The organism is Chlorobium phaeovibrioides (assembly GCF_003968655.1).
GTDB classification, from domain to species: domain Bacteria; phylum Bacteroidota; class Chlorobiia; order Chlorobiales; family Chlorobiaceae; genus Chlorobium; species Chlorobium phaeovibrioides.
Window position 1 is genome coordinate 113,342 of record NZ_RXYK01000005.1, and the last position, 25,963, is coordinate 139,304.

The 25,963-nt window shown below is 53.8% G+C and carries 25 protein-coding genes; 8 read left to right on the forward strand and 17 right to left on the reverse strand.

All coding sequences use genetic code 11. The annotated features are described in order from the left end of the window. Positions 1–24: 24 nt before the first annotated feature. The 3 genes from cydD to EKD02_RS04980 are packed head-to-tail and all read left to right on the forward strand — an operon-like array spanning position 25 to position 4,583. A complete protein-coding gene (cydD, locus tag EKD02_RS04970) occupies positions 25–1,764 on the forward strand; it encodes a thiol reductant ABC exporter subunit CydD (RefSeq protein WP_126384173.1) in 1,740 nt (579 codons plus the stop codon). Further along, positions 1,761–3,482: a thiol reductant ABC exporter subunit CydC gene (gene cydC, locus EKD02_RS04975; protein WP_126384176.1), complete on the forward strand. Its 1,722-nt coding sequence runs from the start codon at positions 1,761–1,763 to the stop codon at positions 3,480–3,482. The genes cydD and cydC overlap by 4 nt, the downstream gene beginning before the upstream one ends. Before the next feature lie 15 nt (positions 3,483–3,497). Next, positions 3,498–4,583 (forward strand): NAD(P)-dependent oxidoreductase, encoded by a 1,086-nt coding sequence (locus EKD02_RS04980; RefSeq protein ID WP_225739435.1) that lies wholly within the window; start codon positions 3,498–3,500, stop codon positions 4,581–4,583. An 89-nt stretch (positions 4,584–4,672) separates the two neighbouring features. Here the strand turns inward: EKD02_RS04980 and EKD02_RS04985 are convergent, their stop codons facing one another. From EKD02_RS04985 to purU, 12 genes are all read right to left on the reverse strand, one after another. Then, positions 4,673–5,029, reverse strand: coding sequence for a DUF2023 family protein (locus EKD02_RS04985; protein ID WP_126384179.1), 357 nt, complete (start codon positions 5,027–5,029; stop codon positions 4,673–4,675). A 48-nt stretch (positions 5,030–5,077) separates the two neighbouring features. After that, positions 5,078–5,680, reverse strand: coding sequence for a ferritin (locus tag EKD02_RS04990; protein WP_126384182.1), 603 nt, complete (start codon positions 5,678–5,680; stop codon positions 5,078–5,080). Between the two features lie 61 nt (positions 5,681–5,741). Continuing rightward, positions 5,742–6,248 (reverse strand): flavodoxin, encoded by a 507-nt coding sequence (locus tag EKD02_RS04995; RefSeq protein ID WP_126384186.1) that lies wholly within the window; start codon positions 6,246–6,248, stop codon positions 5,742–5,744. A gap of 46 nt (positions 6,249–6,294) precedes the next feature. Next, complete coding sequence (locus EKD02_RS05000) at positions 6,295–6,648, reverse strand: hypothetical protein (protein ID WP_126384190.1); 354 nt, start codon at positions 6,646–6,648, stop codon at positions 6,295–6,297. 59 nt (positions 6,649–6,707) lie between these two features. Then, positions 6,708–6,938 (reverse strand): FeoC-like transcriptional regulator, encoded by a 231-nt coding sequence (locus EKD02_RS05005; protein ID WP_126384193.1) that lies wholly within the window; start codon positions 6,936–6,938, stop codon positions 6,708–6,710. An 86-nt stretch (positions 6,939–7,024) separates the two neighbouring features. Next, positions 7,025–9,412 (reverse strand): Fe(2+) transporter permease subunit FeoB, encoded by a 2,388-nt coding sequence (feoB, locus tag EKD02_RS05010; protein WP_126384196.1) that lies wholly within the window; start codon positions 9,410–9,412, stop codon positions 7,025–7,027. Continuing rightward, positions 9,409–9,636, reverse strand: coding sequence for a FeoA family protein (locus tag EKD02_RS05015; protein WP_011889770.1), 228 nt, complete (start codon positions 9,634–9,636; stop codon positions 9,409–9,411). The genes feoB and EKD02_RS05015 overlap by 4 nt, the downstream gene beginning before the upstream one ends. Then, entirely contained in the window at positions 9,633–9,959 is a 327-nt protein-coding gene (locus tag EKD02_RS05020) for a FeoA family protein (protein WP_244924400.1), read from the reverse strand. Before EKD02_RS05020 ends, EKD02_RS05015 begins: the two co-directional genes overlap by 4 nt. Positions 9,960–9,984: 25 nt before the next feature. Beyond that, positions 9,985–11,055 carry an LbtU family siderophore porin gene (locus tag EKD02_RS05025; protein WP_126384199.1) on the reverse strand — a complete coding sequence of 357 codons (1,071 nt, stop codon included), beginning with the start codon at positions 11,053–11,055 and terminating at the stop codon, positions 9,985–9,987. A 180-nt stretch (positions 11,056–11,235) separates the two neighbouring features. Then, positions 11,236–11,505, reverse strand: coding sequence for a hypothetical protein (locus tag EKD02_RS05030; RefSeq protein ID WP_126384202.1), 270 nt, complete (start codon positions 11,503–11,505; stop codon positions 11,236–11,238). Further along, entirely contained in the window at positions 11,495–12,043 is a 549-nt protein-coding gene (locus tag EKD02_RS05035; RefSeq protein WP_011889766.1) for a lipocalin family protein, read from the reverse strand. The genes EKD02_RS05030 and EKD02_RS05035 overlap by 11 nt, the downstream gene beginning before the upstream one ends. Positions 12,044–12,107: 64 nt before the next feature. Then, positions 12,108–12,986: a formyltetrahydrofolate deformylase gene (purU, locus tag EKD02_RS05040; RefSeq protein ID WP_011889765.1), complete on the reverse strand. Its 879-nt coding sequence runs from the start codon at positions 12,984–12,986 to the stop codon at positions 12,108–12,110. 90 nt (positions 12,987–13,076) lie between these two features. Between purU and EKD02_RS05045 the strand changes: the two genes are divergently transcribed. The 4 genes from EKD02_RS05045 to EKD02_RS05060 are packed head-to-tail and all read left to right on the forward strand — an operon-like array spanning position 13,077 to position 17,054. Next, positions 13,077–13,688, forward strand: a complete 612-nt coding sequence (locus tag EKD02_RS05045) for a phosphatase PAP2 family protein (RefSeq protein WP_011889764.1) — start codon at positions 13,077–13,079, stop codon at positions 13,686–13,688. Further along, complete coding sequence (locus tag EKD02_RS05050) at positions 13,681–15,228, forward strand: ArnT family glycosyltransferase (RefSeq protein ID WP_126384205.1); 1,548 nt, start codon at positions 13,681–13,683, stop codon at positions 15,226–15,228. Before EKD02_RS05045 ends, EKD02_RS05050 begins: the two co-directional genes overlap by 8 nt. Before the next feature lie 10 nt (positions 15,229–15,238). Beyond that, positions 15,239–16,171, forward strand: coding sequence for a glycosyltransferase family 2 protein (locus EKD02_RS05055; protein WP_011889762.1), 933 nt, complete (start codon positions 15,239–15,241; stop codon positions 16,169–16,171). After that, on the forward strand, positions 16,158–17,054 hold the full coding sequence (locus EKD02_RS05060) for a lysylphosphatidylglycerol synthase transmembrane domain-containing protein (RefSeq protein WP_126342567.1): 897 nt from the start codon (positions 16,158–16,160) through the stop codon (positions 17,052–17,054). The genes EKD02_RS05055 and EKD02_RS05060 overlap by 14 nt, the downstream gene beginning before the upstream one ends. A gap of 49 nt (positions 17,055–17,103) precedes the next feature. Here the strand turns inward: EKD02_RS05060 and recJ are convergent, their stop codons facing one another. Beyond that, complete coding sequence (gene recJ / locus EKD02_RS05065) at positions 17,104–18,828, reverse strand: single-stranded-DNA-specific exonuclease RecJ (protein WP_126384208.1); 1,725 nt, start codon at positions 18,826–18,828, stop codon at positions 17,104–17,106. A 179-nt stretch (positions 18,829–19,007) separates the two neighbouring features. Here recJ and fbp point away from each other — a divergent pair, with 179 nt between their 5' ends. Next, positions 19,008–20,009 carry a class 1 fructose-bisphosphatase gene (gene fbp / locus EKD02_RS05070; protein WP_126384211.1) on the forward strand — a complete coding sequence of 334 codons (1,002 nt, stop codon included), beginning with the start codon at positions 19,008–19,010 and terminating at the stop codon, positions 20,007–20,009. A gap of 62 nt (positions 20,010–20,071) precedes the next feature. Here fbp and EKD02_RS05075 read toward each other — a convergent pair whose 3' ends face one another. The 4 genes from EKD02_RS05075 to EKD02_RS05090 form a co-directional block, all read right to left on the reverse strand. Continuing rightward, complete coding sequence (locus tag EKD02_RS05075) at positions 20,072–20,887, reverse strand: TIGR00282 family metallophosphoesterase (protein ID WP_011889758.1); 816 nt, start codon at positions 20,885–20,887, stop codon at positions 20,072–20,074. 161 nt (positions 20,888–21,048) lie between these two features. Further along, complete coding sequence (locus tag EKD02_RS05080) at positions 21,049–23,274, reverse strand: NADP-dependent isocitrate dehydrogenase (protein ID WP_126342573.1); 2,226 nt, start codon at positions 23,272–23,274, stop codon at positions 21,049–21,051. A 289-nt stretch (positions 23,275–23,563) separates the two neighbouring features. Further along, positions 23,564–24,445: an enoyl-ACP reductase FabI gene (locus EKD02_RS05085; RefSeq protein ID WP_126384213.1), complete on the reverse strand. Its 882-nt coding sequence runs from the start codon at positions 24,443–24,445 to the stop codon at positions 23,564–23,566. Between the two features lie 150 nt (positions 24,446–24,595). Continuing rightward, on the reverse strand, positions 24,596–25,897 hold the full coding sequence (locus EKD02_RS05090) for an ArsA family ATPase (RefSeq protein ID WP_011889755.1): 1,302 nt from the start codon (positions 25,895–25,897) through the stop codon (positions 24,596–24,598). Positions 25,898–25,963: the final 66 nt, after the last annotated feature.

Below are 25,963 nucleotides of genomic sequence, written 5' to 3' on the forward strand. Positions count from 1 at the left end.
CCGAACCGTACGAAAGCAGAGCCAATGAATCGTGACCGGCGCCTGTTCGGGCTGATACGCGAAAACAGGACGCCGTTCGTTCTGTCATTTCTGTCTGGAGCGCTGGCAGGCCTCATGATGATAGGTCAGGCATTCTCTCTCAGTACAGCCATCAACGCAGCATTCATACTTCACAAGCCCCTCAGTGCGCTGAAGGAGCCGATAGCTCTGTTTGCCCTGTTCAGCGTGATACGGATGCTGCTCACATGGGCAGGGCATACGGAAGCCAACCGGGGAACACTCCAGATACGAAAAAAAATTTTCAGCCGTCTTGCCGCCACCGTGGCCCGGCGTGGGCCGCTTTTGGCCCGGTCAATGCAGAGCGGAAAGCTCAGTCTCACCATGCAGAAAGGGGTCGGCGCACTGGACGCCTACTTCAGCCAGTTCGTCCCACAGCTCTTTCTTGCCGTTGCAATACCGGTGTTGATACTCATCGCAGTTTTTCCAACCGACTTGATCTCCGGCATCATCCTCCTTGTGACAGCCCCTCTCATACCCGTGTTCATGGCACTCATCGGCAAGCGGGCAGGAGCCCTCACAGACCGGCAGTGGGAATCGCTCAGCCGCATGAGCGGCTACTTTCTCGACATGCTCCAGGGCATGACTACGCTGAAAATTTTCGCCCGCAGCCGCATACAGCACGATGCTATCCGGGAGGCCGGTGAAAATTTCAGGGCAGCGACCATGAAAGTTCTCAAAATCGCCTTTCTTTCCTCCCTGACCCTTGAGCTTGTGGGCACCATTGGCACTGCACTGATTGCTGTCGGCATAGGTGTCCGGCTGCTTTCAGGAAGTATGGCTTTCCAGTCGGCACTCTTTGTCCTTATTCTGACTCCCGACTTCTACCTTCCTCTCCGCCAGCTGGGGCAGAAATTCCACGCCGGCATGGAAGGAGAAAGTGCTGCAAAAGATATTTTTGCCATTCTTGAGGACGAAAGCCCCGAACCTCGAAACGGAACCGCCACCCCTGAGAGGAAATCGGTCCAGAGCCTCCCCATATCGTACCTCAATGTGAGCTACTCATACCCTCGAAGCAGCACTCAGGCGCTGAAGGCGGCAACCTGCTGCATTCCTGCCGGCACAACCACCGCCATCATCGGCCCGAGCGGTTCAGGCAAGAGCACCCTTCTCTCCATGATTCTCCGTTTTGCCGATCCAGACTCCGGAACCATCAGCATAGGCACCGACCCACTGGAAAGCTTCAGTATTGAAGCTTGGCAGAAACTGATTTCCTGGGTTCCGCAGCACCCGTTTCTCTTCAATGAAACTCTCCGCGAAAACATCCTGATGGCCAACCCTGAAGCCTCTTTAGAGGAGCTGCAGCGGGCCATCGTGTTCTCGGGACTTGAAGGTGTTGCGGCCGGCCTTCCTCAGGGCCTTGATACCCCGATTGGAGAGGAAGGGGCAAGGCTCAGCGGCGGTGAAGCACAGCGGGTTGCCCTGGCGCGGGCATTCATTAAAGATTCGCCCATTCTGGTTCTCGATGAACCGACATCACATACCGACCCGGAACTTGAAGCTTCGCTGAGCGCCTCAATAAAAACGCTGATGGAGAACCGGACAACCATCATCATTGCCCACCGGCTTGAAACGGTGCGAAACGCAGGCCATATCATCATGCTTCAGGACGGCGCCGTCATGCACAGCGGTACGCATGAGGAGATGGTACGCATCAACCCTTTCTATCAAAAGGCACTTGCGGCAGGGGAGGATCAACCATCATGAAAACATTTTTTCGCCTGAGTGCCCTTGTCCGCCCCTGGTTCTGGTGGATGGCGCTTGCCGCCCTCACGGCATTCGCCGCAACCGGCAGCGGAATCGGCCTCCTGCTCACAGCCGCATGGCTGATTGCAAAAGCAGCATTGCAACCCCCTCTTGCAGCTCTGCAGATAGGTATTGTCGGCGTCCGGTTTTTCGGCATTGCCCGTGGAGTTCTGCGCTACTTTGAACGGCTGATTGCCCACAACACCACATTCAAAATTCTGGCAAACCTGCGCCTCTGGTTTTACGACGCAATTGAACCTCTAGCTCCGGCCAGACTCATGCAGTTCAAAAGTGCCGATCTTCTCCAGAGAATAGTGGACGACATCGGCAGTCTCGAAAACATCTATACCAGAGTCCTTGCTCCACCCGTAACCGCAATTCTCACAAGCTTGCTGATGTGGTTCCTGCTTGGCTTCTGGTCACGGGATGCTGCGCTTCTGCTCCTTCTGTTCCACCTGCTTGCGGGCATTGGTATTCCCCTCCTCTCAACTCTTCTCAGCAGAGGCAACTCCAGCGGCATACTCCGCCAGCAGGCATTGCAGCAGGTTCTGGCCGTCGACTTTGCAATGGGAGTTGGAGAACTGCAGCTCACCGGCAACATCCAGAAACACCTCGACCTGCTTGAAGCCGCTGAAAGGGAAAAACTCCGTCTGGAAAGAAAAAATGCACTCGGCGACGGCATGCATGAAGCGCTCACCGGGCTCCTGATGAACGGAGCGGTCATTGCCGTTCTCTCGGCAGTCATGCCTCTGGTGGAATCTGGACAGACCAGTGGCATTGCCCTCTCAATTGTCACCCTTGCCGTCATGGCCTCTTTTGAAGCCATTCTCCCCCTTCCTGCCTCAGCAAGGCATCTGGAGGCGGACATCCATGCAGGAAAACGGCTTTTTGAAATCCTGGATGCTGCACCTGAAGTCATCACACCCGATGACCCGCGTGCCATACCTGAAGAAATGACCATTGAAGCACGAAACCTCTCCTTCACCTATCCCGGCAGCTCCATACAAGCTCTTGACAAGGTATCCTTCACCATTCCTCAAGGCAGCCATACAGCAATCGTCGGACCGAGCGGGTCAGGCAAATCAACCCTTACATCCCTTCTCATGCGCTTCTGGAACTGCAGCGAAGGGGAACTGAGCCTAGGCGGAGAGAACATCAACCGCTTCCACCCCGAAGAGCTTCGCCGCCACATCTCCCTGGTGTCGCAGAAAACCTATATTTTCGCAACAACCATCCGCGAAAACCTTCTCCTCGCAAAACCTGAAGCCACCGAGGCGCAAATCGCCTCCGCACTTCAAAGCGCAGGTCTCGGCCATTTCCAAAGCAGACTTGATGAATTCACCGGACAGCACGGCATGCAGCTCAGCGGCGGAGAACGCCAGCGCATTGCCATAGCCCGCGCAATGCTTCAGGATGCTCCAATAGTCATTCTGGACGAAGCAACGGCAAACCTCGACCCTCTCACGGAAGTGGAGATCATCCGAGCCATGGAAGAGTTCACTCAAAACAAAACCCTCATCACAATCACCCACCGCCTGCAGGCAATGGAGCACTACAACACCATTATCGTCCTCAAGAATGGCCACATTGCCGAACAGGGAACACACAAGGAACTCCTCAGCCGGAAAGGGGTCTACTGCCGGATGAACATGCTGAGCCGTATTGCAAAAACCAGCTGATTTTGCTTAAGTTGCATGAACAAGTCAGAGAAACAACCCTTCATCCACCACTCCATTGTGAACACTCTGCCAGACAACCAGTCAAGACACTCCGCACCCGGAACGGAAACCCCCAAACGCATTTTCGTCGTCGGGGCAACAGGTTATATCGGGAAATTCGTCACCCGCGAACTGGCAGCACGGGGCCACAAGGTTGTCAGCTTTGCCCGTCCCCGCTCAGGCGTCAACGCCACCGCAACAGAAGAAGAGACCAGACGGCAGCTCGACGGCTCGGAAGTACGGTTCGGTGATGTCGGAAATCCGGAGTCGATAGTACGGGACGGAATATGCGGAGAACGGTTCGACGCCGTCGTTTCCTGCCTCACCTCACGAACCGGAGGAGTGGAGGACTCATGGGCAATTGACTATCAGGCAACCCGTAACGCACTTGACGCCGGCTTGGGGGCCGGCATATCGCAGTTTATCCTTCTCTCGGCAATCTGCGTCCAGAAACCGATGCTTGAATTCCAGAGAGCGAAGCTCCAGTTTGAGCGTGAGCTCATAGCTTCAGGCGTCACCTACTCCATTGTCAGGCCGACCGCCTTTTTCAAATCCATTGCCGGACAGGTTGAAAAGGTAAAAAACGGCAGCCCCTACCTCATGTTCGGCGACGGCACATTGACCGCATGCAAACCTATCAGCGAAGCCGATCTGGCCCGTTTCATGGCCGACTGCCTTGAAGATGCCGACAAAAAGAACCGTATTCTCCCCATCGGCGGCCCGGGCAGAGCAATCACCGCAAAAGAGCAGGGCGAAATGCTCTTTGAGCTTCTTGGCCGCGAACCCAAATTCCGCCGGGCACCAATCCAGATGTTCGACATCATCATACCAATCCTCGCCACCCTCTCGAAACTCTTTCCAAACCTTAAGGACAAGGCCGAATTCGCCCGCATAGGGAAATACTACTGCTCTGAATCAATGCTGGTACTCAACCCCGAAACGGGCCGTTACGATGAAGAGATGACCCCCTCATACGGAACCGACACCCTTCGCAACTTCTACGCCCGGGTCCTCAAAGAAGGCCTCGCCGGCCAGGAACTCGGTGCCCATGCCGTTTTCTGAACCCATCTTTTCATGTATTGCGCATCGAAATAAAGAGTGTAGCCGGGTCTTATCAATCAGCCTCACCCCGAGAGTTACTTGTGATGAATTCAGGCGCACTTGTGGATAGTCAAGCTGGCCGGTGCCACGCCTGTTCTCTTCAGGTATCGCTCGCACTGCTTCTGGATATCGTAGCCAAGCATGGAACCCAGTACGAAATCCTCTTCATGGGTCATCTCTCCGAGCTTTTTGCCGCTGGTGATCTGGCGCACTACAGCCACGCACGCAGATGCTCCGAAGTAGATGTTGACCTTCGCCTGCACACATGGCTGGAGATGGTAGTCGATGCCGTAATGGCGAAGCTTTGCCGTCGCTTCCTCGGTGAGGCGTGAGGGCAGGGTATGCATGACAAGGCTGCGCAGCCCCTTTTGGAACTCGTAGATATGGTGAATAAGTACTTTCATCATGGTTCAGCTTTATGGTTACAGGTAGAGGGGCTGCATGCAGGCCGTTACTCAATGCCTCAAATGCGATGTGGCATGATGAGGATCCTCATGCTTCTCATGATGGCAGGGAGAGGGGCCCATCTGGAGGAACATGGGCTGCTGCTGATGGTGCTCGTGGCCGAGAACGGACTTGCGGACCTCTTCGTCGAAGCGGAAGAGAGCACGGCCCTCAACGGTGTGGATGATGCGGGCCTTGTGCAGCAAGGTGCCGAAAAGGTGCTCCTCTTCATGCTGCTCGGCGACATACCACTGCAGGAACGCGAAAGTTGAATAATCCTTTTCCTGGAGCGCCGCGTCGACGACATCGTTGATGCTCGCCGTAATCTTGAGTTCATGGGCGTAGGCGGCCTCGAGCAGCTCCATATGCGATGCCCATGAAGGAGCGGCAACGGGCACATCGCCGATGAGTGCAAGAGCGCCGGTTTCGTTGATGTAGTCGAAGAGCTTCATCATATGGAATTTCTCCTCCTCGGCATGGCGGCGGAAAAAAGTCGCCGTACTGTCGAGTTCCTGCGAGAGAAGCCATGCGCTCATCTGCAGGTAGAGATGCGAGGATACCGCTTCGAGGTTGACCTGGCGATTGAGCTTTTCGAGAATGTTCTGACTTATCATTGTTTGCTGATGTAAAGGTTACGGGAAAAATCCGGCGAGCTGCCGGCAAAAAAAACGCTCCTCAGGAAAGCATCGGGCTGATTGCCGCTACCCAGGCACTGACCCGAACGGAGGTAAGATGGTCCTGGTTGTCGGCGTCGAGGGCAAGGCCGACGAACTTTCCATTTCGAACGGCCGTCGATTCAGAATGCTGATAATCATCGGTGGGCCAGGACCCTACGACCTCCGCCCCCGCCGCGACGACGGCGTCGTAGATGCTCCCCATGCCATCGAGATACCAGTCGCCGAAGGAGAGCTGGTCACCGAGCCCGAACAGGGCTACCGGCTTGCCGCCCAGATCCATGGACCCGAGTTTTGGAAGGAACACCGCCCAGTCCCCCTGCAGCTCCCCCGTCCCCCAGGTCGATGTCCCGAGAATCAGCGAGTCGAATGCCATAACTTCGTCCGTACTGGCCGAAGCGATATCGCGGACATCTGAAGGCGGGATGCCAAGCTCGTCTGCGATGAGCCTGGCGGCGGCCGCAGTGTTGCCGGTCTGTGAACCGTAGAAAATGCCTGTTCTTTTCATGTTCGATATGTTTTGGTTATGATGATGTTTTGAGTAACAAAAGTCTTCAGCCCTCTCTGCCGCCCGGCGGCATGGCCAGCCTGGCGGCAAGCTCCGGAATCCCGATTTCCAGAGACACAGCGTCCTCGACGGCCCTGCAGAACATCGGAAAATCTTTCCAGGGCACCGAGATCGTCACAATCCCGAGCATGATGATGAACGGCAGCGGATACCCGTTCCGATTCATTTCCGGACCTTTCCGCTCCCTCAGAAAGCACTCCTCCATGATGCGCATGAGCGCATTGCGCCCGACCGTGATGACGGCATGGCGGTAATGGAGATGATATGCCCCGCACGCACAGCGGCTCACGAAGCATCGCGCGCCGCAGGATGAGTCCCCTTGATCGCCTGATGCACACATAGTTCTGTTTATTTAGATTTTATATAAATAAGACGATGGCCAAATAAAAAAGACGCCCCCTACGCACCCTCTCCCACCCATTCGTACCACATGTGGCTCTCACCGCTGCACTTTCCGCAGCAGCCGGGCCCGTGGGCAGGGGAGGTCCGGGCAACAACCAGACCTTTGAGAATCCAGCGGTCGAGCATAGACTCAACCAAAGAACGGTCGGCTTTGAAATGTCGGGCGATTTCCGCCAGCGATGCGCTGCCCTCCCGGGAGAGGTAACTCTTGATGTCTGACAGGGTCATGATTGGGTAGGCTGTTGTTGATGAACTGATGAAAAATAAGTGGGAAGGGGGCCACACACGCCCCCTTCCCGTAACGGAACCGGCTCTTATTTTGACCCGGTTCCGCTCTTTTTGAACAGGCCGTTTCCGGCCGCATACATGATGGCGACGGTTCCCGCAAGAACGGCGGCCATACCCGCTATCCATGCAACGGACGATGCGGGATGGGCTGAGAAGGTGCCGATCTGGTAGGCAAGGACTGCAAAGATCCAGGCCAGACCGGTTGTCCATGCTCCCGCGAACAGGGTCCATGCAAGGTTCGTTTCACGGTATACCGCAGCTATGGCGGCCACGCATGGGAAGTAGAGCAGGATGAACACCAGATAGGCGAACGCGCCTGCAGTACCGTCGAAGAGCGTGATCATGGAACCGAAAATAGAAGAACCTACCTCCTGCTCTTCGGCGAACGCTTCAGAATCGGAGACATCGCCTACCGATATGCCGAGCGGGTCAAGCAGCGAGCCGCCGACACCTGAGAGGTTGTCGGGAATGGTGGCCAGTGCTTCAGTGAATGCACCGCCAAGCGAGAACGTCTCCTCTTCCTCTTCCACGCCCTCTTCACCGGCCGCGGCCGATGCCGCATCGGCATCCATCTGGGAATAGAGATTGTCGAGGGTTCCAACAACAGCCTCCTTGGCAAAAATGCCCGTAAAAAGACCTACCGCTGCGGGCCAGTTCTCCTGGCTCACACCGAAGGGTGCGAACACCGGAGAGATAGCCTTGCCGGTAGCCGAGAGTACCGAGTTTTCCGAGTCCTCGTTGCCGAATGAACCATCAGTTCCGATAGAGTTCATGAGGCTGAGTACCATAATGACAGGAACGAGCACCTGGCCTGCCTTGACAATGAACGACTGCAGACGGTCCCATACCCTCAGAAACACACCCTTGAAACTCGGCATGCGCCATGGAGGCATCTCCATAATGAAAGGAGATACATCACCCTTCAGAAGGGTGCTCTTGAGGATGAAGCCGGTCATAATCGCCACAGCAATACCCATGAGATAGAGCAGGAAGACGAGGTTCTGGCCGCCCGACGGGAAGAAGGCTACAGCAAAGAGTGCAAAAACCGGCATCCTGGCACCGCAGGACATGAAGGGAACCATCATGATGGTCATGATGCGATCACGCCGGTCGCTCATTGTCCTTGCCGCCATAATAGCCGGCACATTGCAGCCAAACCCGACAAGAAGCGGGATGAATGCCTTTCCAGGAAGACCGATTGCACGCATGCCGCGATCCATGACATAGGCGGCACGCGACATGTAACCGGAGTCCTCAAGAAATGAGAGGAAAATGAACATAAAAGCTATCGGCGGAATAAAGGTCGCCATGGTCTGCAGGGCACCACCGATACCAGTGGAGAGAATGGCTGTCAGCCATTCTGGCGAGCCTACAGACGAGAGCAAGAGACCTGGCCCATCAACAAACAGCGCCCCGGCGGCAATATCGAAAAAGTCGATAAAGGAGCCCCCGACATTGATGGTAAAGAGGAACATCAGGTACATGAGGCCGAGAAAGATCGGAATGCCGAGATAGCGGTTGAGCACCACACTGTCGATCATGTCGCTTACGGAACGGCCCGCCGCAGCCTTACGGCGCACGGCCATGGAGGTGAGTGATGCGATGAAGCGGTAATGGGCGTCTGCGATGGTGATGTCGGCATCCTCACCGAGGGTGGAGGCAAGCGCCTGGCGTGCATGTTCGCCGATGGCGGCAGCGCTGCCGAGTCTTTCTTCAAGCAGCGGGTCCCCTTCAAGAATTTTGAGGGCGTACCAGTCGGCATCATGATGGTCAATGCCGGCCCTGCCTTCAAGATCCGACGCCAGTCCCTTCACCGCCTGGACGACGGCATCAGGATATGAGACCCTGCATCCCGGAACGCGTTTTTTCTGCATCTCTCCGGCAATAGCCTCCTTCAACTCCTCGATGCCCTCGCCCCGTGAGGCGACAATCGGCACCACCCGGCAACCGAGACCTGAGGAGAGCGCATCACTATCAATATCGATGCCGCGTTCCCCTGCTGCATCAAGCATGTTGAGTGCCACGAGCACCGGCACATTCATTTCGAGCAGACGGCTGGTGAGATAAAGGTTTCTGTCGGGATTGGAGGCGTCAACAATGTTGATGATAAGCTCAGCCTCTCCTCCAAGGATATAATCCCGCGCAACCGCCTCATCCTCTGAAATGGCCGAAAGCGAATAGATGCCGGGAAGATCAACCAGTTCATAGGCTTCACTCTTAAAAGAAAAAGTGCCGCTCTTTCTATCGACGGTAACACCGGGCCAGTTACCAACCGTCTGGTTCAGGCCCGTCAGGGCGTTGAACAGCGTTGTCTTACCGCAATTGGGGTTACCGACAACCGCAATAACCCTCCGCCTATCCGCTTTCGGGCGCAGCTTCGTTACAGCACCCACCAGTTCTTCTGCCTGTATCATCTTACCTCCTCAACTGTTATGCCTTCAACCTCGTGCTTGCGAAGTGTAAGACGGTAATTTTTAACTGAGATTTCAAATGGATCGCCAAGCGGGGCAACTCCCTCTACCTTGATGGTTTCGCCCACAAGCAACCCCATATCGAACAGGCGGCGCCTGAGCTGCGGAGAGGCCGAGACGCCAAGCACCTTCCCGCTCTGCCCTTTTTTGAGTTCAGAAAGATTCATTGTGTTTTTCTCCTTACGATGATTTCCATGGATATGGCATGGTCGATAGCCATCCTGCCGTCGCGAACCTTCAAGAGGACCGGCACGCCGCGATCGTTCTGGACAACCTCCACCACCTGCCCGGAACTGAACCCGAGCTCTGAGAGGCGGCGCTCCTGTCCGCTTCCGTCGCGGAGGCGACCATGGCCAGGGCCACGGCCGCCATGCTGGTGACGACCCGTACCGTTATTGCAGGAGAGCGGACCGCCGCCACCTTGCGCCCTCCGGAATCCAATGATTTCTGCGGATTCACCAGTGTGAAGCATACCAAGCGGAACAATCATAGCTACTCCTGTTTTTTTCTGTTGCTTAAAACTCCATTGCCAGCTGCATGGTGAAGGTATCGGTATCGGCAGTGTCCGCTTTGTTTTCAGCACGCTGGTATTCGAACGCCAGGCCTGCACCCTCTGCTACCTCCCATCCAAGGGCTGCAGCATAGCGGGAGTCGTTTGTCTCAAAGTCATCCGCCCCCTCATAACGCACGGCAAGACTGAATGGCGCTTCAAAATCGTATCCAGCTTCTACGCTCCAGGCGGAAGGCTGCTTGCCGCCGTACTCGCCATCGGTGAAGCTGTCGCAGGCACCCAGATACTCGCCCCTCAACTCAAAAGCCCCGTAGCCCGCTATGGCGTTAGCTGACCATCCACCTACAAAATCTGTCGTTTTTTTATCAGTAAAACCGTCCTGGAGTCCATCGGTATCGGCCATATTGTTCGTCCAGGAGGCGCCGAAGCCATAGCGGAAGCTGTCAACCTCTTTCTGCCAGCTGAAGGCTGCAACGAGGCTGTTGATTTCGCTTTCGCCTGCTTTCTGCACATCGCCCTTGAACACCGAAAGCGAACCGGTGATGCCATCCGCCTCATAACCCGCTTTCACTGATGCGTGCAGCTTGCTTTCACCAAGCTCGAGTGTCATGGGGTCGGAGATCATGCTGCTCTCAAACGAGCCGAACGACTGGGTAAGGCGGCCGACCTCAGCGAAGAACGGGGAGGATTCCGACTTCATCCTGATGTAGGCCTGCTCAACAAGGATGTTCTCGCTGTTTTCACCCTGTTCGTAGAGCAGAACTCCATAAGCGGTGAGCCACGGGTTCACTTTTGCCTCAAGACCGAGCTCAAGGGTTGCAAGGGTGAGGTCGGAAGTGGCTTTCGAGTCAGAAGGATCCTGATAGTTCGCTTCCACTTCCACAAGACCTCCGAATGCCAGTCCTTTGGTGATGCTGCTTTTCTCCGCCTCGGGCCGGGGGGCAGCTTCTACCCGATTCTCCAGGAGATCAAGACGGCGTTTCAGTTCAAGTACTTCATCCGAAGCAAAGAGAGCTGATGAGGGAACCATTCCAAGGGTTGCGAGTGCGGCACCAGCAATAATCATCTTTTTCATAAGACTTAATTAGATTTTGTATAATTAACGAGCAGAACAAATCTACCGTTATTTATATAAAATCCAAATAAGCGAGAAAAAAAGTTCTTCAGGATTTCAAACACCACGGAATACAGTCAGTACGGGCAGCCTGAAATCTCAGATGAGATCGCTGAAGAGCTTCTTCAGCTCTCAGTCACCTCACTTGAACGGGGGGCAGCTGAAGTCAACCGGAAAGGAAGGTTCCACTCCCCCCTGCCGGTCGATACCCTGGGGCATCGCATGCACGCCGGATGGCAGTTCATCATGTTCCATCAGGTATTCAAGCAGCCAGCCGCTCAGCCGGTAATATCCCGATGGTTTGGCCGTGGGAGACTCTGCGGCAGGGTTCGGCGGCTTTCCTTCAGCCCATTTCTCCACAAGCGCCTCAACCTGCTCCCTGTAAAGGGTTTCGCGTGCATTACTCTCCATCTGAGGCCCCTTCTGCCCGCTCCGACTGGTCCACAAGGCGAAGTTCTTCTGATGCAAAGCCAAACTCCGCACTCTTTCGTCGAAGCTCCTCAAGAAGCTCCGGATTCATTTCCGGACTTCTTGACAGTATCCAGAGAAGGTCCCTGTCATGTCCGGAGACAAGAGCCCACCTGTATTCCTCACGGTCGAGAGCAAGAATGTTGTACCCTGCGTAGAAGGGACCGAAAAAGGAGACTTTCAGGGCTCCACGGTCACTCGGGCCGTCGAACTTTGCCCTGCCTTCAACACTCTTCCACCTGTTCTTTTTCGTGTCGTATCCTCTGTTCTCTACTCTGACCTTTCCATCCGGCTTCAGGGTATAGGTTGCAGAAACAGCCTCAAAATTCTTTTCGAAGGAGTTGTCGAGACGGGCGATTTCGTACCAGGTACCAAGATAGCGCTCAAGGGAAAAATCATCAACCACATCAAGTCCTTCAGGAATACCGGTACATCCGGCGGGGAGAAGGAGCAGCAGCAGGGTAAGCAGTCGTTTCATCATGATATCGGCCGGGAATAGTTATTGAAAAAAAACAGAACACATGGATGCATGCCGGGCAGGCTTCTCAGTCAAACACAACGGTTTTGGTGCCGTTCAACAGAATTCTATGTTCACTGTGAAGCCGCACGGCGCGCGCAAGCACAAGGCGTTCAAGATCACGGCCGCGCCTGATAAGGTCGGCAAGGCTGTCCCGGTGGGTGACGCGGACCGTATCCTGTTCGATGATGGGTCCCTGGTCAAGCTCTTCGGTAATGAAATGGCTTGTCGCCCCGATAATCTTCACACCCCGCTCATAGGCCTGACGATAGGGGTTCCCGCCAACAAAAGCGGGAAGAAAAGAGTGGTGAATGTTGATGACCCGGCCCCTCCACCGCTCAACAAAAGCGGGGGAAAGCACCTGCATGTATCTGGCCAGGACAACCCAGTCAACATCGTGCGCCTCCAGGAGGGCGGTCGTCTGCTTTTCTACCGCCATGCGGTTCTCACTGCTGACGGGAATCACATGAAAGGGAATCCCGCAGTGGTCGGCAAGAGGCTGGAGATCGGGATGATTTGAAACAATCAGGGGAATCTCTATCTGAAACTCCCCGATGCCGTGACGCCACAGAAGCTCCTGCAGACAGTGGTCATATCTTGAAACAAAAACCGCTACCCGGCTCTTCCTTCCTGTGAACCGGAGAGCCCATGCTGCTCCCAGCTCTTCAGCAAGAGGACGGAACTCCTCTTCAAGCTCCTCTTCAGGTATGGAAAACTCCTCAAGGCTCCATAAAATCCTGATGAAAAACCGTCCCTCGACAGGATCGACATGTTCATCAAGGTCAATGATATTGCCCCCCCGTTCGAAAATAAACAGCGACAGCCTTGAAACAAGTCCGCGGCGATCCGGACATGAAAGAAGAAGTACCGCGTTACCGGCGGCAGCATGGGGGCTCTGTGGTGGCATGGACGGAATGCTTCAAGGGTTCAGGTAATTATGTATATTTATGTTTTTTCAGAACCATCTTCAACGACAATAAATTTCATCCGCCCCTTCATGGCTGTTTCCCGCTCCATTGCCTCCCCCTTCATCATCACTGCCGTCGTCCTTGCCTGCGTCATTGCCTGGTTCTTCATTGATCTGCCGGCAGTCACGCTGTTCCATGCGCTCGACCAACCGCCCTACCACGACCTGTTCAAAACCATCACACGGCTGGGCCAGTCGGAGTGGTACCTTGTCGGCGGCTTCGTGATTTTTCTGCTCCTGCGTAGAAAAAAACCGCAGTATTCTGCAGCAGGCCTCTTCCTCTTTACCACCACAGCTGTTTCAGGTCTCAGTGCAGACCTTGTCAAATTCATTGCAGGAAGGGCCCGGCCGAAACTTTTTTTCAGTGAAGGAATCAACGGGTTCGACTTTTTCCATATCGAACACGCATGGACCTCATTTCCTTCAGGGCATTCCGCAACGGCATTCAGCGTGGCTATGGCCTTCGCCCTGCTCTGGCCGAAAGGGCGACCGTTCTTTCTGCTTGCCGGCGCACTGATTGCCTTCAGCCGCATCTTCCTCACCCAGCACTATCCCAGCGATGTCATTGCCGGATCCTACATCGGCATTGTGTCCAGCATCCTGCTTTACAACCACTACTTCAAAAAACAGCTTCATGACTGACCGGGGACCACAGTCCGGCACGGGACTCTATGCCGCCATGCTCGGAATCCTTGTGCTTGCCAGCTTTTTCGCAGTGCTCGGCAACGCCCCTCTTTTTGATGTAGACGAAGGCGCCTTCAGCGAGGCGACCCGTGAAATGGCAGCCAGCGGCAATTATCTGACAACCTATCTGAATGGTGCTCCACGGTTTGACAAACCGGTGCTCATCTACTGGATGCAGCTCCTCAGCATCAAAACCTTCGGACTGAACGAGTTCGGCCTGCGCTTCCCCTCCGCCCTGTTTGCCGGCGGCTGGGCAATGGCAATGTTCTTTTTCGCCCGTCGCGAGTTCAGCCAGCGGGAGGCTTTTCTGGGATCGGCCATGCTTGTTCTCTCGCTGCAGGTCACCATCATTGCAAAGGCTGCCATAGCCGATGCACTCCTGAACTTTTTCCTGGCCCTGACCATGCTGGCCATCATGCGACATTACCGGACAGGCTCCAGCCGGATGCTGCTTGTCGCTTTTGCAGCCATGGGGTTCGGCATGCTCACAAAGGGGCCTATCGCACTTCTTATACCCATTGCCGTCACCTTTCTCTTCAATCTGCAGGAATTTCGATTGAAAGAGTGGTTCCGCATGGTGCTTAACCCATGGGGAATCCTGATCTTTCTGGCAATAGCCCTCCCCTGGTACCTGCTTGAGTACCACGACCAGGGCATGGCATTCATTGAAGGGTTTTTCCTCAAACACAATGTCAACCGGTTCAGCTCATCGCTTGAAGGCCACTCAGGCTCCCTCTTCTACTATATTCCCGTCATTCTCATCGGGCTGCTCCCCTTCACCGGCCTCTTCTTCACGCTCCTTTTCCATCTTCGCTCCTTTATGGCCGACAGGATCAACCGGTTCCTCTTCATATGGGCGGCTTTTGTCTTCGTATTCTTCTCGCTCTCCGGCACCAAGCTCCCCCATTACATGATTTACGGCTACACGCCGCTCTTCCTGCTCATGGCACGGGCTCTGCCGCTTTCGCCTCACCCTCGCCTGCAGGTCATCTGGCCCCTCAGCCTCTCAGCCCTCATCCTCGCCCTGCCCCTGGCACTGCCCGAAATGGCATCAGAGGCTCCCAATGCTTATGTTGGCGACATCATTGAAGCTGCCATTCTGCTTCTTGACAGCCACCACATGGCAATCACCCTTACTGCCGCCGCCGCAATGGGCGTTCTTGCTCTTTTGCCCCGTATTTCATCGGGAACCCGGCTTGTTGCAACAGGCATCGTCTTCTCTCTTTTCATCAATCTGCATATCATGCCCCTTGCCGGAAAACTCATGCAGGAGCCCGTCAAAGAGGCTGCGCTTCTGGCAAAAAGGAATGGCTGGAAAATCGTGATGTGGAAAGTCGATTACCCCTCTTTTTTAGTATATTCGGAGTCATTTGTCGAAAAAAGAGCCCCCCGTGGCGGAGAAATTGTGCTGACAACCACCCGTTATCTTGACCGACTTGAATCACCTGCCGTGCTCTACCGGAAAAACGGCATCGTTCTTCTGAAAACATATGAATGAACCCTGCCCCATGAAGCTTTCGGTCGTCATACCGGTCATGAATGAACAGGAGAGCATCAGGCCTCTGTTTGATGCTCTATGCGCCTCCCTCTCTTCGGTGGAACATGAAATCATTCTCGTTGATGACGGTTCCACCGACGGCACCGTTGCGCAAATAGAGGCACATCGCCCGTCAAATCTCAAACTGGTGGTCCTCAACAAAAACTACGGTCAGACAACAGCCATGGCTGCCGGCATTGACGAGGCCTCGGGTGAACTCATTGCAACCATGGACGGAGACCTGCAGAACGACCCCGGCGACATCCCCATGATGATGCAGTACCTCTTTGAGCATGACCTTGATGTTGTGGCAGGAAGACGCGCAGGACGAAAAGACGGCATGGTCCTCCGGAAAATCCCGAGTCTCATCGCCAACGCCATCATCCGCAACATGACCGATGTGCACATCCGCGACTACGGCTGCACCCTGAAGGTCTTCAAAAAAGATGTGGCTAAAAACCTCGGCCTCTACGGCGAACTCCACCGCTTCATACCGGTTCTTGTCCAACTCTACGGCGCAAGAATGGAGGAGGTTGATGTCCGTCATCACCCGAGGAAGTTCGGCCGGTCGAAATATGGAATCGGGCGCACATTCAAGGTTCTCAGCGACCTCCTCTTCATGGTGTTTTTCCAGAAATACAGCCAGAAGCCGATGCACCTTTTCGGCACACTCGGCTTTCTCTCCCTCTTTACCGGACTCGGGATGAACCTCTACCTGCTTGTGCTGAAAATTCTCGGGCAGGATATTGGAAACCGCCCCCTGCTTTCACTCGGCATCATCCTTACCTTTATCGGCATCCAGCTCATTACAACCGGGTTCATAGCGGAATTCATCATGCGGACCTATTATGAATCGCAGAACAAGAAACCCTACATCATCAGAAAGATCGTTGGCAAACAATAGCTCAAAAATAAAAAAACTGCTCAAAACGGCAGTTCAGATACTCGTTACCCTCATAGCCCTCACCCTCGTCCTCCGGAAAACGGACATCGGAGAAATCGGCAGGATCATTCAGGGTGCCAATATCGGATATCTTCTTCTGTCCCTGTTGTTCTTCAACATCTCGAAAGTGTTCAATGCAGTGCGTCTGAGACGGTTTTTCAAGGCGATAGGTCTTGAACTCTCATGGGTCTACAACCTCAAGCTCTACTACCTTGGAATGTTCTACAACCTCTTCCTGCCAGGAGGCATAGGAGGTGACGGGTACAAAATTTTTGTCCTGCAAAAGAACCATGAGGTCAAGACGATCAATGTTTTCCATGCTGTTTTCTGGGATCGTATATGCGGTATTTTCGCGCTTGTCTTTCTCTCCCTTATCCTCCTGATACCCAGTTCGTTCGCAACAGCACTCCCTGACGCCGTGCCCTACGCCTGGGCTGGAATCATAGCCGTCTACCCCCTTGCCTTTCTCCTGAACAGGGTTGCATACAGGCAGTTTCTGCCGATATTCGCCATCACCGCCTGGGAGTCCATTCTCGTTCAGGCAACACAGGCAATTTCCGCCTGGTTCATTCTTCTGGCCATTGCCCCCGGCATGCCGGTCATTGACCATCTTGCCATTTTCCTCATTTCGACAGTAGCCACCATCCTGCCCATCACCATCGGCGGAGCCGGAGCGCGCGAGGTCACTTTTTACTACCTGCTGAACTTCCTCCACCTGGAAACAACGACAGGCATTGCCCTCTCACTGATATTCTTTGCTATTTCAGCACTCTCCTCCCTTACCGGAATTCTGACCCGTATCCGCCATGAATCAAGCAGAACGAATGCAGAGCAGACAGCCTGAACGGACTGGCTGAAACAGCCGCAGTGCTGATGCAGTCATTTTCCGACATTCACAGACCCTGACGGTGCAGACTCTCAACGGAAAGATCCTTTACTTTTGCCTGTGGCTCTACCCGACCATTCCACTCATGCAGTTCAAGAGAGTAGACCATTGAAAACGACTGACCGGATGACTCCTTCAATGCGTCGTAAATATCTTTCCGGTCAAAGGCAATGACATCAAGTCGCTTTCCGGACGCATCCCTCACCATGAACTTCACATGACGCTCCTTCAGCAGCCTTACAGAACCATTGCACTGCAATCCTTCTGTAAGAAACAACGGCTCGGGGTTTCCCACTCCATACGGGGAAAATCGCTGAAGTGCTTTCATGAAGTTGCCGGTAATCTCACCCAGACCAAGCTCCGTATCGACAGTAAGCTCCTTCTGCCGGGCATCCATATCAAGGACTCTCGCTGAGATCTCATCAAACCGCTTTCTGAAGGCTGGAAGATTCTCCGGACGCATCGACACCCCCGCAGCCTGATGATGACCCCCGAACTGCTCAAGAAGATCTGAACACTCCTGCAGAACACTGTAGATGTTCAGTCCGGGCACACTTCTGACCGACCCCTTCACCAGCTCCTTCGAAGCCCCAAGAATAACAGTCGGAAGATGGTACCGTTCAAGCATTTTTGAAGCTACGATACCAACCACTCCAAGATGCCAGCTCTCGTCATAAAGAACAATGGATGAGCAGTATGATGCAAAATGCCCTTCAACCATCTCCTCCGCCCGTTTCAGCATCTCCAGGTCCGTACGGCGCCGAAGAATGTTCAGTTCTTCAAGCTCCCCGGTATGCACCCGGGCCTCATCTTTTGATTCAGCAAGCAGCCAGTCAACCGCCTTGCGGGCAGATCCCATCCGACCTGCAGCATTGATGCGGGGAGCAATACCAAAAGTGACACCGGTCATGCTCAAATCCCGGGGGTTCACCTTCATAAATGACAGCATGGCCTCAATACCCACCCGCGGTCGCTGCTGCATCTTTCTGAAACCTTCCCGCACCATCGTCCGGTTCTCTTCCGAAAGAACCACCATGTCGGCAGCGGTGGCAATGGCAACAAGATCGAGATACTGCTGCCAGCTCTCTGCACTGAGTTGAAGCTCTTCAGCAATGGCCTGAATGAATCTGAAGGCCACGCCGCACCCGCAGAGTTCCCTGAACGGATAGCTGCACCCCGGAACTTTAGGGTTCAGAATGGCATAGGCATCAGGCAGTTCCTCCGGTTCATGATGGTCACAGACAATGACATCCATCCCCAGCTCCCCGGCCCGTTCTATCGCCAGATTGGCACTGATGCCACAATCCACTGTTATGATGAGCCCAACCTGCCGTTCAGCTGCCGCTCTGATACCCTCCATTGACAAACCATATCCCTCTTCAAACCGGTTGTTGATGTAGTAGGAAACATCCGCATCCCGATCCCTTAAAAAAAGATTCAGCATCGCCGTTCCGGTAATGCCGTCCACATCATAGTCGCCGTATATCATGATTTTTTCACCAGAGCGGATTGCCTCCTGCACACGGCCAACCGCTGTTGGCATGGAAGCAAAGAGCGAAGGTGAAGGAAGAGTCTCCAGAGATGCAGTGAAAAAGGCTTCAGCAGCCTCATAACTCTTCACCCCTCTCATGAAAAATATCCGGGCAAGCGGAAGGGAGGCTTTGATGCTGCAGGCAAAAGATGTGAGCGCGGCGTCATCAACGGGAGGAAGGTTCCAGCGGTAGCGTTTCATGAAGAAGTACAACGGAATTGAGAGCAGGATGATGGCAAAGAATCAATGTAACGCTTCCCCGTGAACCCGCAAAAGGAAAGGGCTCCGGCTTGAATTTTGGTCAGGATATCGCTACATTGATTGCAGAACAGGCCCAGCCTTTGTCCTCCTCTGCATCAATCACCACTGAACCCACGAGCATGAGCAAGCTGATTACCATTGAACGACACATCCTTGAGCAGCAGAAAAACTTTCCGGAAGCCACCGGGGAACTGACCGATCTCCTCAGTGATGTTGCCTTTGCCGCCAAACTGGTCAGACGGGAGGTTGTGCGCGCAGGACTGGTTGACATTCTTGGATTTGCCGGAAGCACCAATGTACAGGGAGAAGAGGTAAAGAAGCTTGACTTGTTCGCCAACGACAAAATCATCAACGCTATCGGTCAGCACGGCCGGTTCGCCATTATGGGCTCTGAAGAAAACGAGGAGATCATAACCCCACCCAACAACGAAAACGGCAGCTATGCCCTGCTCTTCGACCCCCTTGATGGCTCATCCAATATTGATGTCAATGTGAGTGTCGGGACCATTTTCTCCATCTACAAAATAAAAAACAGCGACCCCCGCAAGGCCGACATCAGCGACTGCCTCCAGAAAGGATCGGAACAGGTTGCAGCAGGCTATGTCATCTATGGCTCTTCGGTCGTCATGGTCTACACCACCGGCCACGGCGTCCACGGCTTCACCTACGACCCGACCATCGGCGAGTTCCTCCTTTCGCATGAAAACATAGTCACCCCGAAACACGGGAAATACTACTCGATCAACGAGGGGTCGTACGCTCAGTTCAACGATACAACAAAAAAGTACCTCGACTACATCAAAGAAGAGGACAGCGCAACCGGCAGACCCTACAGCACCCGTTACATCGGCTCGCTGGTTGCAGATTTCCATCGCAACCTGCTGACCGGCGGCGTCTTTGTCTACCCTCCCACAACAAAGCACCCCAACGGAAAACTCCGGCTCATGTACGAAGGAAACCCCCTCGCCTACATATGCGAACAGGCTGGCGGACGGGCTACTGATGGACGGCGCCGCATTCTCGACATTGACCCGTCTGAACTGCATCAGCGTACACCGCTCTACATAGGAAGCGAAGACGATGTACGGGTAGCTGAAGAGTTTGAACAGGGCATTCGCTGAACTGCCCCGACAAAACCGTGCACCGAAAAAGAAAAGCCACCTCTCAGGTGGCTTTTCTCTGGTTACAGGCTTCCCCGCTCAAAAGGGGGATAGAAGAGCCTTTCAATACCTGTTGCCTTGCCGGTAGCAGCATCAAAAGCCATAATGATGCCTGACATGTGGACATCATCCACAGCGCACTCATATTTATGCGGAGTCTGGTAGAGCATGCGGTCCGTGGCAGATTTTATCTGCATCCCGATAACCGACTGGTGCGGCCCGGTCATTCCTGCATCGGTGCAGTATGCAGTCCCTTTCGGCAGAATCCGCTCGTCAGCCGTCTGCACATGGGTGTGCGTTCCTATCAGGGCTGACACACGGCCGTCAAGATACCAGCCGAGGGCAATTTTTTCGGCTGTTGCTTCCGCGTGGAAATCTACAAAAATGAAACGGGCCTGATCCTTGACCTGCTTGATAACCCAATCGGCTGTCCGGAAGGGGCAGTCAATGGGCGACATGAAGGTCCGTCCCTGAAGGTTGATGATGGCAATGTCGCCAAGACCTTCAGGAAGGCGATAGATGCCGTATCCTTTGCCATAGGTTCCTTTGGGGTAGTTGAGAGGCCGGAGAACCTGAGGATGGGTTTTCAGGGTATCGAAAAAATTGAAATTGCTCCAGGTATGATTCCCACCGGTCACCACATTCACACCCGCCTCCAGCAGCTGATTGAGGGCATCGACGCTCATCCCCTTCCCGTTGTGCGCATTCTCTCCATTGCAGACCACAAAATCAATATGGTGGCTGCTGATGAAGCTTTTCAGCATCCGCCCGACAATCTGCAGTCCCGGAGTGCCTACAACATCGCCAATAAAGAGTACCCTGAGGGTTTTCTGTCCCATACTCACACATCCTTCTTGTTACTGTTTTCGATCATATAATAAGGTACGCATGCAGGAGCACAATAGGAAAGTCCCCATGAGGAAAGAGCCTCCCAAAAACAGCAAAAGCCCGGAATATACCGGGCTTTTGCTGTTTTGACTCCCAAGAGTGGAGAGAACAATCACAGAGTGTCAATGATTGCGTTAAAGGTTGCGCTGGGGCGCATTGCTGCGGAAACCAGTGCATCGTCCACATGGTAATACCCTCCCATTGCAACAGGCTTGCCCTGTGCAGCAATCAGCTCTTCATTGATTGCTGTTTCAGCAGCGGCAAGTTTTGCTGCAACATCAGCAAAACGGCTCTTCAGTTCACCATCACCGCTCTGGGCTGCCAGAGCCTCGGCCCAGTAGAGGGCAAGGTAGAAATGGCTTCCACGGTTGTCAATCTGACCAACCTTACGGGCAGGTGACTTTCTGTTGTCAAGGAACTTTCCGATTGCCTGATCAAGAGTTTCAGCCAGAACCGCGGCCTTCTCATTGCTGAATGCGGAGGCAAGGTGCTCGAAGGAGGCGGCAAGTGCCGAGAACTCGCCGAGAGAATCCCAGCGGAGGTACCCCTCTTTCTCAAACTGCTGCACATGCTTTGGAGCAGAACCGCCCGCACCTGTTTCAAACAGTCCGCCACCGTTCATCAGCGGCACGACAGAGAGCATTTTGGCACTTGTGCCGAGCTCAATGATGGGGAACAGATCGGTCAGGTAGTCGCGAAGCACATTACCGGTAACCGAAATGGTGTCCTGTCCGGCACGAAGACGACCGAGAGAGAACTGCATGGCTTCAACAGGATTCATGATGCGGATATCAAGACCGGCAGTATCATGTTCTTTCAGGTAGGTGCCTACTTTTTCAATCAGCTGCGCATCATGTGCACGGCTGCTGTTGAGCCAGAAAATGGCAGGGGCTCCGGTTGCACGGGCCCGTGAAACGGCAAGCTTGACCCAGTCACGGATAGGAGCATCCTTGGCCTGGCACATCCGGAAAATATCACCGGTTTCAACAGCCTGCTCCATCAGCACAGTTCCTGCAGCATCCACCACGCGGATGAAGCCTTCGGCGGGAGCGGTGAAGGTCTTGTCATGCGAACCGTACTCCTCGGCTTTCTGCGCCATCAGCCCAACATTGGGCACAGTGCCAATGGTTGCGGGATCGAACGCACCGTTCTTTTTGCATTCCTCCACCATTGCCTGGTACATGGTGGCATAGCAGCGGTCCGGAATCATTGCGGTAGTATCGTGCAGCTCACCGTCAGGTCCCCACATTTTTCCACCGTCACGGATAACAACCGGCATGGAGGCATCGACAATGATGTCGTTGGGCACATGGAGGTTGGTGATACCCTTGTCGGAATCAACCATCGCCAGTGCAGGACGGGTGGGGTAAACAGCCTGGATATCAGCCTCTATTTCAGAGCGCTGTGCATCAGGAAGGTTCTGGATTTTCGCGTACAGGTCGCCAAGACCGTTCCTGACATTGACGCCAAGCTCCTTGATGACAGCAGCATGCTTTTCAAACACATCACGATAGAAAACAGAAACGGCATGTCCGAACATGATGGGATCGGAAACCTTCATCATGGTTGCCTTCAGGTGAAGCGAAAGAAGCGTGCCATTCTTTTTGGCCGCATCAATCTGGGCTTCAAAGAAGCTGCGCAGCGAACGGACATTCATGACCGCTGTATCGATGACCTCATCCTGCAGAAGGCTGGTTTTGTCTTTAAGCACCGTCACGGAACCCTCAGCACCGGCGAACTCAATGCGGACAGTCGTCGGAGCAGCAATGGTTACCGACTTCTCGCTGCCGTAAAAATCCCCACTTGCCATGCTGGCAATGGATGACTTTGAATCGGCAGACCAGGCGGCCATACGATGCGGATTGTTCTGAGCGTATTTTTTCACGCTGAGCGGTGCGCGACGGTCGGAATTACCCTCACGGAGAACCGGGTTCACAGCGCTTCCAAGCACTTTGGCAAATCGGGCCTGAAGAGCTTTCTCGGCATCGGTCGAAGGTGACTCGGGATAATCAGGAATCTTGTAACCCTGCGACTGGAGCTCTTTGATTGCTGCCTGGAGCTGGGGAATTGAGGCACTGATATTGGGAAGCTTGATGATGTTTGCTTCCGGCTTCAGCGCAAGCTCACCAAGTTCAGCAAGATAATCGGGAATCTTCTGCTCTTCAGTGAGATTTTCCGGGAAGTTCGCAATGATTCTGCCTGCCAGCGAAATATCACGGGTTTCCACCCCGATGCCGGTTCCCTTTACAAAGGCCTGAATGACCGGAAGAAGAGAATATGTAGCGAGAGCCGGAGCCTCGTCAATTTTGGTATAGATGATGGTCGCGTTTTTTGCCATTGGTGTTATGGTTTGTATTGTGTGGTTACTGGAACTAAAACAAGAAAGGCCAAAACATCGTCTCGCCGCACCGGTGCTCACCGGGGTGCAGGGTACTGATACCTATGACTGAAACAGGAAAACTGCGGACAGAAAACTGCCGATGCCGTTGCAGCCGGACACAGTGTCCGGCACTGAAACATAATGATACCAACCGCTTCAGCGAGTGCTTTGCGGTGAAAAGGCGCTATGGAGAATCATGCTGCGTAACGGGGAGCCGCCGGGCGGGCAGCTCCCAACCGGTGCCAGCTTATGCGGAAGGCTTGAAATCTTCAAGACCGACCCTTGTAGCGAGCTCCTGGTCATTGAGAACCTCATGGGCAAGTTTGATCATGGGTATGGTAGCACCCATGGAGCTGTAACCGCCATCATGAAAAAGGTTCTGCATGGTAACCTTGCGGGAAAGGTCGCTGAGCACCGTCATGGCATACTCGGCACATTCAACTGCCGATGCATTGCCGAGAGGCGACATCAGGTCGCTGTATTCGTACATTTTCTCAAAACCGGGGATTCCGCTGCCAGCCTTTGTGTAGGTCGGGCTCTGGGAAATGGTATTGATGCGGATACCCCTGCGGGCAAGCCGGGGTCCGTAGCTGCGGACAATAGACTCAAGCAGGGACTTGGCGTCGCCCATGTCCGAATAGGTCCAGTAATTGCGCTGTGAGGCTATATAGGAAAGCGCCAGAACACTTGCGCCGTCATTGAGCACATCGTTCTTCAGCGCATAGGAAACCAGACGGTGGAGCGAAAGACCGGAAACATCCAGCGTCTTCATGAACCACTCGTAGTTGAGTTCCTCATAAGGAAGCTGCTTGCGGATATTCTGCGACATGCCGATGGAATGCACAATGAAATCCACCTTGCCGACTTTTTCCTTGAGCTCTTTAAAACAGCTGTCGACATCATCGTTTTTCGATGCGTCGCAGACAATGACAGGGGCGTTTCCGCACAGAGCGGAAAGTTCATCGGTATTACCGAACCGCATGGCAGCAGCAACATTCGATATTGCAATACTGGCGCCCTCTCTGTATGCGTGAACCGCAATCTGCCAGCCGATACTGCTTTCATCAAGTGGGCCGAATACGATTCCTTTCTTCCCTTTCAACAGACCATAGTGCGCTTTCTCGGACATGATATAAGCTGATTCTTTAACAAAATGGGAGACAAGACCCCGTTGATTTCAATATTTTAAACAATGAAGATACATGATTCCCGTGAAAACTTAAAAGGTTACCATGATATTTCTTCAGAAAGGGCAGTTCCAGCCGCCCCCGGCAAGGCTTCAGATTTTCATGCGCCTCATTGAGCGGAGCTTGTCCAACACATTTTTATTCACATTGAGCTCCGCCTCCTCCTTCGGGACGACAATTTCCCGGAAAATCACCCTCAGGAGATTATCCTCACGGACGAACTCCTCCAGTTCAAGGCTGTAGAGCGCCCTGGGAAGGGTAATGATGCGCTGGGCACGGTCAACGGCGACGACAATATCCGTCCCCATCCTTTCAACGCTGACATCCTCGGCATCTTTCAGAAATGGAATCTTTATGCAGAGAATCTCATGATGATCCTCACGAAGTTCGTTCTTGCTGCTCTCAATCCAGAAGTTCTTTCCCGAATAGAAAATCCTGTCAGCCGCCTGATCACCGAACACCAGCCTGCTGATTTCATGGAGAGCGTCAGGCCCTATGGGCTCGTGCCGCTGCAGATGGCAGCGGAAGACCGGTGTCGGATAGAACGAGTTGTCTATCTCCATCAGGTACTTGCTGTGAAGATCGGCCCAGAACTCAAAATACTCCCCGACCGTTGTGGAGGTAGGAAGAATCTTGTTGATGAAGATACCGTCGATGTTGATGCCGTAGAGGTGCACAAAGGTGTATGCCCTCTTGGTTTCAAGGATGGATAGTTTTTCAGGGTTCAGAACCAGCCGGAAAGTAACCTCGGGACTGAGAATGAACTGGTTGATGTCCTCCATCTGCTTGAGCAGCACATTGACCTCATTGAAGAAATCGTCATCAGGAATGGAGGTTCCCGATAGCGGACGGGCAAGCGAGGACATGCTTTTGTATAGCTTGAAAAACTGCTTGCCCATGTTGCCCCCGATAATGATTTCGGGATAGGCAAGAAGCCGGAGAGTATTGCCGGTAGGAGATGTATCAAGCACCACTGCATCCCATTTTCCGGACTGCGACTCATCAAGAAGGCGGCTGAGGGCAAAAATTTCGTCAAGTCCGGGCTGTGTCGTCAGCTCCGAAGCCATACCGCTGTCAATCCCCTTATTCTTGTATGATGTGGAGACAAACTTCTGGAACCCTGACATGTTCTTTTTAAGCTCATAGACCGTATCAACCTCAAGGCCATAGAGGTTCTCCTCGATTTTCTGGGGGTCATTGCGGCTGATGCGGACATTGAAAACATCGGAAAGCGAGTGTGCCGGATCCGAGGACATGATCAGCACTTTTTTCCCCTGCCTGGCCAGTGCCACGGCAGTTGATGAGGAGATGGTGGTTTTACCGGTACCGCCTTTTCCGGAATAGATGATGACTCTGGTTTTGGATCCCTTTTCAGTTAAATCCCTGGACAGCATAGACGAACCCCGGTTACGGTAATGAATTCTTTCATTGATAACCTCGCAAGGTACCACTTTCCCGTT